The following is a 12411-nucleotide window of genomic DNA, read 5'->3' as shown; positions in this document are numbered from 1 at the left end:
TTCTTTAGTCCGTCATGCTGATCCCCAAGCTTCGGGATCAGCATCTCTTGATTATTAGGACTCTGAAATAAATTCAGAGTGACGACTAGAAAACCAAAAAGCCTCAACCAATGGTCGAGGCTTTAATATTTTAAGCTAAAAGAGACTAGATACCTAATAATAATCTAGCTGGATCTTCTAACAATTGTTTCACACGAACCAAGAAACCAACCGACTCACGTCCATCAATAATTCTGTGATCGTAAGATAAAGCAACGTACATCATCGGACGGATAACCACTTCACCTTTTTCAGCTACCGGACGTTCAACAATGTTGTGCATACCTAAAATAGCCGATTGTGGCGCATTGATAATCGGAGTCGACATCATTGAACCAAATACACCACCGTTAGTGATGGTGAATGTTCCACCAGTCATTTCTTCTAATGTTAATTTGCTATCACGTGCTTTTAAAGCCAATTCTAAAACCGATTTTTCAATCTGAGCCAAGCTCATGCTTTCCGCATTGCGGATTACCGGAACCACCAAACCTTTTGGTGCAGATACTGCAATAGAAATATCAGCAAAGTCATTGTAAACCAATTCTTCACCTTCAATACGGCCATTAACCGCAGGGAAATCTTTTAAAGCTTCGGTTACTGCTTTAGTGAAAAAGCTCATGAAACCTAAACCAACACCGTATTTTTCTTTAAACTGATCTTTATATTTTCCACGCAAATCCATAATTGGCTTCATATTAACTTCGTTAAAAGTAGTCAACATTGCGGTTTCATTTTTAACAGCAACTAAACGTTTTGCAACCGTTCTACGTAGTGGAGACATTTTCTCACGACGTTCGCCACGGCTACCTGCAGGAGCAGCAGCTGCAACAGGAGCACTAGCTTTTGGTGCTTCTGGTTTTTTACCCGACTCAGCCTTAACAGCATCGTCTTTAGTAATACGACCATCAACACCAGTACCTTTTACGGCAGCAGCGTCAATTCCTTTTTCTGCAAGAATTTTACCAGCAGCAGGAGAAGGAGTTCCTGTAGCATAGCTTTCGTCTGATTTTTCGGCAACTGGAGCTGCAGTTTTATCTTCAGCAACAACAGCCTTTTCTTCAGCTTTTGGTGCATCAGCTTTCGCCGGAGCCGCACCACCATCTTCAATTTTACAAACTACTGCACCGATGGCTAATGTATCGCCTTCGGCTGCTATGGTTTTTAAAGTTCCAGCTTGTTCTGCAGTTAATTCGAATGTTGCTTTGTCCGATTCTAATTCGGCAATAACTTCATCCATTTCAACAACATCGCCATCGTTTTTTATCCAACGTGATAAAACAACTTCGGTTATCGACTCACCAACAGGTGGAACTTTTATCTCTAAACTCATTTTTGTAATGTTATGTTTTTTATCTTCTAATAATCAATATCAAACGCCACGCTCCCAACGCTTAGCGCAATGCACCTAATCGATCTGAACTAATTTTTTTGTTGCTTTTTTGGCGATATCCTTTACATCATCCGTTACCGAAATCTCTAAAGCTTTTGCTAAAATATAAGCCTGTTGATTAGCATGTTGTTTTGCAAAACCTGTTGCGGTACTGCTGCTTTCTCTTCGCGAAATTACATCAATGCCTTTTAATGCTGTTTTGTACAACCTGCGGAACAAATATGGCCATGCGCCCATGTTCTCTGGCTCTTCTTGTACCCAGAAAACTTCTTTAGCATTTTTATATTTCTTCTGGATGGCTTCCATCTGATCAACCGGAGTTGGATACAGCTGCTCTACACGAACCAGGGCTACATGTTTCAATTTATCAGCCTGTTGTTTCTCCAATAACTCATAGTAAATTTTACCGCTACAGAAAACTATACGTGTTACATCAGCAACTTTAACATTTACATCATCAATTACTTCTTTAAAACCACCTTCGGTAAATTCTTCTAATTTAGAAACACAAGCAGGGTGGCGCAATAAACTTTTAGGTGTAAATACCACCAAAGGTTTACGGAAATCGCGTTTAAACTGACGGCGTAAAACGTGGAAGAAGTTTGCCGGAGTAGTACAGTTTGTTACCTGCATGTTGTAGTCGGCACAAAGCTCCATAAAACGCTCAATACGTGCTGATGAGTGCTCTGGTCCCTGACCTTCGTAACCGTGAGGCAATAACATTACCAAACCATTTTCGCGTTGCCATTTGGTTTCGGCACTTGCAATATACTGATCGACAACAATTTGCGCTCCGTTAAAGAAATCGCCAAATTGTGCTTCCCAGATGGTTAAAGCATTCGGGTTTGCCATGGCATAACCATACTCGAAACCTAAAACGCCATATTCTGATAAGTGTGAGTTGTAAATATCGAAAGCCGCTTGTTGATCTGAAATATTTGCCAATGGTACATATTCTTCCTCACTATCTTCAAGCGTTAATACCGCATGACGGTGAGAGAATGTTCCCCTCTCTACATCCTGACCGCTTAAACGAACACGTTTACCTTCCGATAACAAAGTACCATAAGCCAACTGCTCGCCCATTGCCCAATCGAAAACATTGGTTTCGTTAACCATTTTGCCACGTTCAGCAAATAGTTTTTCGATTTTTTTGAAGAACTTTTTATTAGATGGCAAAGCTGTAATACGCTTACCAATTTCTAATAAAGTAGATTTTTTAACCGCAGTAACTGGAGAAGATTCGAAATCTTTAGGTGTAGCCATACGCAAATCTGCCCATGCACCACCAAATTTAACTTCAGCATTACCTGCAACAAATTCTTTAGCTTCGTTTAAGCGTTCCTGCAAAATACCACGGAAATCTTTTTCCATCTCTTTTGCCAAACCGGCTTCCAACTTACCCTCTTTGGTTAACTGATCGATATAGATTTCCCTTGGATTAGGGTGTTTTTCGATTGTTTTGTATAATAATGGCTGGGTGAATTTAGGCTCATCAGACTCATTGTGACCGAAACGACGGTAGCAAAGAATATCGATAAAAACGTCGTTTTTATATTTCTGACGATACTCCATTGCCAGGTTAATTGCATAAACCAAAGCCTCAGGATCATCACCATTTACGTGGAAAACCGGAGATAAAGTTACTTTAGCAATATCGGTACAATAAGTACTGGTACGTGCATCTTTATAATTGGTGGTAAAACCAATCTGGTTATTAATTACCAGGTGAATAGTTCCACCGGTTTTATAACCTTCAAGGCCTGCCATCTGAATTACTTCGTAAACAATACCTTGTCCGGCAACTGATGCATCACCATGAATCAAAATTGGTGCTAAACGACTGTTATCGCCACCATATTTGAAATCGATTTTTGAGCGGCTCATGCCTTCTACCACACCATCAACAGTTTCTAAATGCGATGGGTTAGGACATAAACTTAAGTGAACACTTTTACCCGAAACGGTAGTTACATCCGTAGAATAACCTAAGTGGTATTTTACGTCGCCACCAAATGGCGTATCTGGGTTGTAGCTTTTACCTTCAAACTCAGCAAAAATATCTTTATATGTTTTTTGCATGATATTGGCTAACACGTTTAAACGACCGCGGTGCGCCATACCAATTACAAATTCTTCAATACCTAATTCAGCACCTTTTTCGATTACTGAATCTAAAGCTGGGATTAAAGCTTCTGCTCCTTCTAACGAGAAACGTTTTTGACCCAAAAATTTGGTACCTAAGAAATTTTCGAAACTTACCGCTTCGTTTAATTTCCGGAGAATGCGTTTTTTCTCATCGATTGAGAAATTAGGGGTATTACGTGCACTTTCCATTTTTTGCTGAATCCAGTTCAACACTTCAGGTGTACGTAAAAACTTATATTCTGCACCGATTGAGTGTGCGTATGTTTGTTTTAAAAAGGCTACAATGTCTTTCAATTTTGCCGCACCGATACCAATCTCAACACCAGAGTTGAAAACGGTTTCCAAGTCAGCATCCGATAATCCAAAATTTGCAAGATCTAATGTTGGTAAATGTTTACGTCTTTCGCGAACCGGATTGGTGTGCGTAAATAAATGACCACGGCTACGATAGCCATCAATCAGATTTAAAACATTAACCTCTTTTAAAAATTGTTCAGGAGTTTCTGCTGTTACTGCAGGCGCTTCTGATCCTCTTCCAAAATCGAAACCTTCAAAAAATTTCTGCCAACCAAATTCAACAGACTCGGGATCTTGTTGATAGGATTGATATAAAGACTCTATATATTCGGCGTTTGCGCCATTAAGATAAGATAATTTATCCATTATTAACTGTTTACTATAAGCATTACAAAATTAGAATTTTACCTTATATAAATGGCAAAAATCTCGATTAAAATGAGAATTATTGAATGAGAAAATTATTGAATGAGAGAATAACAAAAATACCACTTGTATTAGTCGATAAAATTTCAATTCCATCATTCAATACTCCATCATTCAGTCATTACAACTATGATGCCCAAGTTAAGGAGTAACTGCCTTTTGGGTCGAGGTTTTTGATATTTTTATCAAGATCGAAAACACTTTTTGATTTCTGATCGTTACCTACACCTGCTACATTGGCCCAGTTCCCCCAATTACTTGCGGGGTTATAATCAATCAGCTTTTCTTCAAAATATGCTGCGCCAAAAATCCAGCTTACTTCTAAATTATTGATCAGGTATAAGGCAGCGGTTTGTCTGGCGATATTCGAGATGAAACCGGTCTGATTTAACTCCGTCATCACCGCATCTACCACAGCAAAACCTGTTTGCGCATTCTTCCATTTACTAAAATTATCCTGTTCATTCACAACATCAATCAGTCCCTGGCTGCCAAATCCATCCGGACTAAAAAAAGTATTGCCATATTTTTTGAACATGAAACGGAAATAATCTCTCCAAAGCAGGCCTAATAGAATATGATTGAACATGGCTTTTGTATTGGGCACACCTTCCATCTTTTTAATTTCCCAGTATACTTTCCGTGGCGACAAACTACCCATGGCCAGCCATGCCGATAGTTTTGAAGCCAGAATTAAATTCTTGGTTGTTGCAGCCTGCTGCATAGCCACAATCACTTTTTGAAGATGGGCTAAACCTTCGGCCTCGCCACCAACAAATTCAAAATCAGCACGCTGATCTTTTTTTTGCGGCAAAAGATTAAAGTCTTTTAACGAAGATAATGTCCCCCAGTCAATCACTTCGGCTACGTTAATCCGATCGGGTGCCGAAAAACAGGGCTTGATAATCGAATCGCGTTCAATTTTCTTTTTAAACTGGTTAAAGGCGTCGGGAATATCCTTAATGGGAAAAGGGAGGTCCTCCTTATTATATAAGGTATGGCCGATAAAATGTTTCAGGTTGATGCGTAATTTCCAAAGTGCATTTTCTACCAAAGTTGAAACATGCGTTTCTTCGCGTGCCACTTCACGGTGATGGTAAACTTCGGTAATCTCATATTCCTGAACGAGTTGAGGAATAATATCTTCAGGGTTGCCTTCGGCGACAAGCAAGTTACCGCCAATCTGTTTTAAAGAATTGCGTAATCCTAAAACACTTTCTAAAATAAATTGCGCTCTAATATTACCTGTTTTTAACGTACCGTATTTTGTTTCGCCAAAAGAACGGCGATCGAGAATGTAAACAGGCAAAATCGAATCAGACTTAGCAATCGCCTCGACCAGCATTTCATTGTCATGCAAGCGAAGATCATTTCTAAACCAGACTAAAATTTTTTTGGACATCTTTTATCGAAAAGGGTGTAAGAACGCGTTTACAAATTTATCTTATTTTTCTTCTTCATCAAACCCCTAAATAATTCTTTACAAATAGGTAACAAAAGAATTAGAACTGAATTAATATCGTTTTAAATGAAGCCATAAAAACCCTTTTGTATCTTTACTGTTTTAAAAAGATGGCTAAGAAGATTCTGATTACCGGGGCTACAGGACTTGTGGGTACTGAGCTGAAAAAAGATTTACTATGCAAAGGTTATGAGGTGAACACACTTTCGAGAAAGAAAGACAAAAATCCGAATAATTTTGTGTGGGATGTTTACAAAGGAACTATTGATGCTGACTGTTTGAATGGCGTGGATGCCATTATCCATTTAGCGGGAGAACCTGTGGCCGATAAAAAATGGACCGATGAACGCAAAAAACAGATCATCGATAGCCGTGTAAAATCGACAGAATTACTCTTTAAAGCCATTAAATCTAAGCCCGATCATCAACTAAAATCGTTCATTTCTGCTTCGGCAGTTGGTTTTTATGGTGATTGTGGTGATGAAATTTTAACCGAAGAAAGTCCAAACGGTTACGGATTTTTAGCCGAATGCTGTAAACTTTGGGAAGATGCTGTAGACCAAGGTAAAAAGCTAAGCCTCAGAATTGTAAAACTCCGCACCGGAATCGTTTTAAGCAATCATGGCGGCGCCTTACCGCAACTCGATAAACCAGTTAAGTTATTTGCCGGAGCAGCTTTAGGCACTGGTAAACAGTGGACTCCCTGGCTGCATATTGATGATATGATAGAAATGTACATAGAAGCCATCGAAAATCTCAAAATGGAGAATTGTTATAATGCCTGCGCTCCTTTCCCAGTCACCAATAAGGCGTTAACCAAAGCCATTGCCAAACGTTTGCATCGTCCAGTTTGGCCTATCAATGTCCCGAAAAAGGCACTGGAATTGTTATTAGGAGAACGGGTAGAAGCTGTTTTAATGAGCAACAATACCTCGGCACAAAAAATTCTAGATGCGGGATTCAAATTTAAATTTACCCATTTGGGTCATGCATTAAAAGATCTGTACAAATAGGGTTAATCGATTAACTGTTTAAATTGGTTAACCGACGCCAAACGCTCAGCTCCAGACGCTTCCTTAATTGTTCAAATCTTCAAAATAATTTAGTTGCTTATAATCCCCTTTAATGACTTCAATATCCATTCACTGGTTTCGTCGCGATTTACGTTTAGCAGATAATGCTGCTTTGTATCATGCACTTAAAAGTGGTTATCCGATCTTACCATTGTTTATTTTTGATCAAAACATATTGGATAAACTTCCAATAGCTGATGCCCGCGTAACTTTCATTTACCAAACCATTGAGGATTTAAAAAAAGAACTTCAGCTACATGGGTCAGATTTATTGGTAAAATATGGCAAGCCCGAAAAAATATGGTCAGAGATTTTAAAGGAATATGATGTTAAGGGCGTATATACCAATCATGACTATGAACCTTATGCCCGCGAACGTGATGATAACATGGCCGAATTTTTAACCAGCGAAAAAATAGCCTTCAAAACGTACAAGGATCAGGTTATTTTTGAAAAAAACGAAATCCTAAAAGCAGATAAAACACCTTACACTGTTTTTACACCTTTTTACAAACAATGGCATGCCAAGCTTAACGATTTTTATGTAAAGGCTTATCCTACTAAAAAATACTTCGAAAATTTACTTAAAACTGAGCATTTGCCTGGTGTAACGTTAAAAGAGATGGGCTTTGAAAAGAGCAAACTGGATTTCCCGAAAATCAGCTATAAAAACAAACTAGATGATTATGCAAAAGAACGTAATTTCCCTGCGCTTGATGGCACCACACATATCGGACTGCATTTGCGTTTTGGAACATTAAGCATCCGGAAAGCAGTTAAAGATGCATTGGAAGCGAAATCGAACGTCAGGCTCTCAGAATTGGCATGGCGGGAATTTTACATGACCATTCTTTGGCATTTCCCCTATTCGGCTTTCGATTCGTTTAAAAAACAATACGATAAAATTAAATGGCGCAACAACGAAGATGAGTTTAAGGCTTGGTGCGAAGGCAATACGGGCTACCCCATTGTAGACGCCGGCATGAGGCAGCTCAACCAAACCGGCTGGATGCACAATCGTGTACGCATGATTGTGGGCAGTTTTTTAACCAAACATTTACTCATCGATTGGCGCTGGGGAGAGGCTTATTTTGCCGAAAAGTTATTGGACTACGAAATGGCAAGCAATGTAGGAGGCTGGCAATGGGCGGCCGGGTCAGGGAACGATGCCGCACCATACTTTAGGGTTTTTAACCCTGAACTCCAAACCAAAAAATTCGACCCCAGGTTCGACTATATTAAAAAGTGGGTACCAGAATTTGGGACAAAAAAATATGCCCAACCAATAGTTGAGCATACATTTGCAAGAGAAAGGGTTTTAAAAGTTTTTAAAGAGGCTTTATCTAATTCGTAACCTTTACAATTTCAATATCGAAATCTAAAGGAGATACCCCGTTAGCTAAATCAGCAGGGATAATCAAACGAAGCTTTCCCCCGGCTGTTACTTTTCCCGGCAATATTAACTGCCACCCTTTATATAAATTACTCAAAACATCAGTAAAAGTTCCATCGGTACTACTTTGTAAAACTGTTCCATCTAAATAGCGAACGGTGTAGTTAGCAACTATTGTAGAGTTCACATTAATTACGTCTGTTCCCGTTCCAGGAGTGGTAATGCTATAGCGTGCTCTGGAAGGATCTTTAATCAGTGTTAAATTATTGTTGGCAATAAATTTATTGATCTCAAATTCGTCTATTTCATGTCTTTTCGCCCCAGCATATATGCCTAAGTCAACAAGGATATTTTCATTCGAACCAATATTTAAAAAACTTACGCCGTTCCTACCAAAAGCCATGCTAGAAGGCATAATTAAAGTTGCCTTGCCTCCTCTTTTCAATTTGGTTAAAACTTCTCTAATTGGTGTGAATACATATGACACACTATTAATGGTAAATCGATCTGTATAACCCAAAAAGGTACCTGGAATCATTAAATCAGATGTTTGATTTAGCACCTGCCCGGATAAGGTTTTAAAAGTATATGAATAATAAACCGAATCTTGGTTTGCAACACTTGCACCAGAACCTACGTCGGTGAGTTTATAATAATAGCCTTTTGTATCTTTAGTGAAAGTAAGATTATTCTTTTTAAGATAAGCCTGGATAGCGGCATCATCTACACTTTCAATAGACTCATATTCCTTTTTACATGAGCTGAAGATTGTAGTAGCCAGTAAAAGTGTGAATAGGCTAAGTTTAGTAAATTTGTTCATTTATTATTGTACGTCTGTAAGTGTTATAGTAAAATCAAGTATTGAATTTGCCGGAACCAAAGATGATGGTGATTGCGTCCCATAAGCGTAATATGAAGGTATTATCAATCTGATCTTACCACCTTTTTGTATTTTTTGAATCCCAATTTGCCATCCTACAATAACGTTACCAAGTAGAAACGAGGTTGGGGTTCCTTTGGTACTATCGAAAATAGTTCCGTTTAATAATCTTCCTTCATAATCAGAAGTGATTTTTGTAGATGCTGCATACACCACACTTCCTGTTCCTGGTTCTAATATCTGATAAAATATACCACTGGCATCTTTCGTAGCCGAGATATTATTAGTCTTAACAAAAGCACTTATTGCGGCAGTATCGGCCTTAAATTGTGGAGTAGGGTCGTAATCATCAATCGGCACATTTTTTTTACAGGCTGCTAAGCACCCTGCAAAGCAGATCATGAGTATAAAATATTTAAACTTAACCATCAATCGCAAAAATAAGCTTTTAATACGGATGCTACAATTTTTAACCTATTTTAACAATTTTAAGGAGCTTAAAGGCAAAAGCAAAAAGACTAAAGAGGCATTTTGATTTGAATTTAGTCTTTTATCCCTAGTCTTACGCTTATTGTGTATTAGACAGCTGTATGGTAAAATCTAATACAGAGTTACCAGGGATCGGGCCTACCGAACTGCTTCCATAACCCAAACCCGGTGGAACGATTAATCTTATTTCTCCACCTTTTTGTATTTTAGGGATACCGATTCTCCAGCCCTGTATTAATTCTGCCAGATTAAAGGTTTGCTCTTTGCCACCACCATTATCAAATACAGTTCCGTCTAATAACCTACCTTCATATTTAATGGTTATTTTGGTATTGTTGGGATAAGTGAACGATCCCGAACCAGGTTTAATGATCTGATAATATAAGCCAGAATCGTCTCTAACTGCATTAATATTATTTTGTTTGATGAAATCGGTAATTTGTTTTTCAGGGTCTTCATCTTTTTTACAAGACGAAACCATAGCTACACATAAAAGAAGTATCGGAAGTAATCTAAATTTAAACATGCGCGAAAATAGGATTTTAATAACACAACCTTAAAAACTAAGCTAATTTTTCAAATGTGATGAAGCAATCTTAATGCGGTCGCTATACTCCATAGTGTAAGATTGCTTCGTCGTTCCTCCTCGCAATGACGAACTTTCTTTTGGAATCTATCAATGTTAGGAACGAAGCATTTGTTAAAATTCAGATTAAGGTGTTTCGACAGGCTCAACATGACAAAATAAGATAAAAAACAACTCATATGAAAAATACACTATGTATTAAAAACCAAAAAAGGTTTAGCGCCTGAGTTAATGCACCCAAACCCTAAACCTTAAACCCTCTACCCTAAACCTACCTTAAAAAATATACTTATTTGCTTCAATAAGCTGTTGGGCAACTCTTTGACGGGCATCTTTAACATTAAATGGCTCTACTTTGGTAAAACGGCGTAAACCAACAAGCATCATACGTTGCTCATCACCTTCGGCAAATGCCCAAAGCGCTTCTTTACCCGCTTTGGCTATACCATCAACCGCTTCTACCAAATAAATTCTTAATAGATCTAATTGACCCGCAATGGCTTCTTCTCCGCGGGTGCTTGCTAATTTTTCTGTTCTCAACAGTGCAGATTCAAGCACATAAACATAACTGGCCATGTCTGCAATGTTCATTAAAATTTCCTGCTCTTTGCTTAAGGTCATCATTAATTTTTGAACCGCAGCACCAGCCACCATTAAAGTTGCTTTTTTCAAATTCGAGAGCACTTTTTTCTCTGCAGCAAACAAGGTGGTATCTTCTTCGCCAAAATCAGGGATGCTCATTAATTCGGCTGCAACTGCTGTAGCTGGTGTCATTAAATCCAGTTCACCCTTCATGGCGCGTTTCAGCATCATATCAACGGTTAGCAAACGGTTAATTTCGTTTGTACCTTCAAAAATCCGGTTGATACGTGCATCACGGTACGCCCTATCCATTGGCGCATCGGCACTAAAGCCCATGCCACCGTAAATCTGCACACCTTCATCCACAGTATAATCTAAAGCTTCAGAACCCCATACTTTTAAAATGGCACACTCTACCGCAAATTGCTCCACAGATTTTAACCTCGCTTTACCAGATTCCATTCCACCCGCAACCAGTTGATCGTAAGTATCATCAATATTCTGACCTGCACGGTAGTTCGCCGCATCAACAGCGTAAAGTTTGGCGGCAATTTCTGCAATTTTAAAACGGATAGCGCCATATTTAGAAATCGGGCGACCAAACTGGATCCGCTCATTCGAATAATTAATCGCAGTATTTAAAGTTGCTTTTGAAGCACCAATAGCTGCCGCCGATAATTTAATACGGCCAATATTTAAAATGTTAACCGCTATTTTGAAACCGTTTTCTCTATCGCTCAACATGTTCTCGACTGGCACCGGACAATCATTAAAGAAAACCTGACGGGTTGATGAACCTTTAATACCCATTTTATGTTCTTCGGGATTCATGGTTATGCCACCGAAATCTTTCTCTACAATAAATGCAGTTAAGTTTTTATCATCGTCAATTTTAGCGAAAACAATAAAAATATCGGCAAAACCACCATTGGTAATCCACATTTTCTGTCCTGTGATGATATAGTGTTTACCATCGGCGCTCAGCGTGGCTTTGGTTTTACCAGAGTTCGCATCCGAACCCGAGTTTGGTTCGGTTAAGCAATAAGCAGCCTTCCATTCACCCGAACCGAGTTTAGGAATATACTTTGCTTTTTGCGCTTCATTACCATAATATAAAATTGGTAAGGTACCAATTCCGGTATGAGCAGAAAGTGCAACGGCGAAAGAGTGGCCTGCACCTACCACATCTGCAACCAACATGGAAGTATTGAAGTTTTTACCAAAACCGCCATACTCTTCCGGTACCGAAACGCCTAAAATACCCAGTTCACCAGCTTTGGTTAAGAGTGTTGGCATTAGTTCAGGATCTTCCTGTTTGTCAATTTTATCTAAATTGGGATAAACCTCAGCCGCCAGAAAATCGCGACAGGTTTGTGCAATCATCTGCTGCTCTTCATCAAATTCTTCAGGGATAAATACTTCCTGATAAGTGGTATCCTTAATTAAGAATTCACCGCCTTTAATTGTCTTTTTTTCAGTTGTTTCCATTGTTTTAGTATCTAGTAGCGAGTATTAGGTATCAAGACAAAGCTTAACACTAGATATCACTAAATTTCAATATTATGCAGCTATTATCAGGCATCAAAACTGTGTTCAAAACTTGATATCGCTTTATTATTTTTTCTATTATTTCTTTTATTCAA

Annotated in this window: 9 protein-coding genes; 2 read left to right on the top strand and 7 right to left on the bottom strand. The window is 38.7% G+C overall.

All coding sequences use genetic code 11. The annotated features are described in order from the left end of the window. Window positions 1–145: 145 nt before the first annotated feature. The 3 genes from odhB to AC1DNH_RS07015 form a co-directional block, all read right to left on the bottom strand. Window positions 146–1372 carry a 2-oxoglutarate dehydrogenase complex dihydrolipoyllysine-residue succinyltransferase gene (gene odhB / locus AC1DNH_RS07025; protein WP_477580099.1) on the bottom strand — a complete coding sequence of 409 codons (1227 nt, stop codon included), beginning with the start codon at window positions 1370–1372 and terminating at the stop codon, window positions 146–148. 75 nt (window positions 1373–1447) lie between these two features. Continuing rightward, window positions 1448–4243, bottom strand: a complete 2796-nt coding sequence (locus tag AC1DNH_RS07020; protein ID WP_230144520.1) for a 2-oxoglutarate dehydrogenase E1 component — start codon at window positions 4241–4243, stop codon at window positions 1448–1450. 187 nt (window positions 4244–4430) lie between these two features. After that, window positions 4431–5705 carry a DASH family cryptochrome gene (locus AC1DNH_RS07015; protein ID WP_477580101.1) on the bottom strand — a complete coding sequence of 425 codons (1275 nt, stop codon included), beginning with the start codon at window positions 5703–5705 and terminating at the stop codon, window positions 4431–4433. Between the two features lie 170 nt (window positions 5706–5875). Between AC1DNH_RS07015 and AC1DNH_RS07010 the strand changes: the two genes are divergently transcribed. Continuing rightward, on the top strand, window positions 5876–6778 hold the full coding sequence (locus tag AC1DNH_RS07010; RefSeq protein WP_477580103.1) for a TIGR01777 family oxidoreductase: 903 nt from the start codon (window positions 5876–5878) through the stop codon (window positions 6776–6778). Window positions 6779–6890: 112 nt separating this feature from the next. Beyond that, window positions 6891–8192, top strand: a complete 1302-nt coding sequence (locus AC1DNH_RS07005) for a cryptochrome/photolyase family protein (RefSeq protein ID WP_477580105.1) — start codon at window positions 6891–6893, stop codon at window positions 8190–8192. Here AC1DNH_RS07005 and AC1DNH_RS07000 read toward each other — a convergent pair. From AC1DNH_RS07000 to AC1DNH_RS06985, 4 genes are all read right to left on the bottom strand, one after another. Beyond that, window positions 8182–9051, bottom strand: coding sequence for an FKBP-type peptidyl-prolyl cis-trans isomerase (locus AC1DNH_RS07000; RefSeq protein WP_477580107.1), 870 nt, complete (start codon window positions 9049–9051; stop codon window positions 8182–8184). The genes AC1DNH_RS07005 and AC1DNH_RS07000 overlap by 11 nt on opposite strands. Before the next feature lie 3 nt (window positions 9052–9054). Then, window positions 9055–9513, bottom strand: coding sequence for an FKBP-type peptidyl-prolyl cis-trans isomerase (locus tag AC1DNH_RS06995; protein ID WP_477625280.1), 459 nt, complete (start codon window positions 9511–9513; stop codon window positions 9055–9057). 166 nt (window positions 9514–9679) lie between these two features. Further along, window positions 9680–10126 carry an FKBP-type peptidyl-prolyl cis-trans isomerase gene (locus AC1DNH_RS06990; RefSeq protein WP_477580111.1) on the bottom strand — a complete coding sequence of 149 codons (447 nt, stop codon included), beginning with the start codon at window positions 10124–10126 and terminating at the stop codon, window positions 9680–9682. Window positions 10127–10462: 336 nt separating this feature from the next. Continuing rightward, entirely contained in the window at window positions 10463–12256 is a 1794-nt protein-coding gene (locus AC1DNH_RS06985; RefSeq protein WP_477609792.1) for an acyl-CoA dehydrogenase family protein, read from the bottom strand. Window positions 12257–12411 lie beyond the last annotated feature (155 nt).

It is taken from the genome of Pedobacter sp. 01N310, assembly GCF_056399805.1.
The sequence above is the reverse complement of the archived record's forward strand: the minus strand, read 5'-3'. Positions and strand labels throughout refer to the sequence as shown.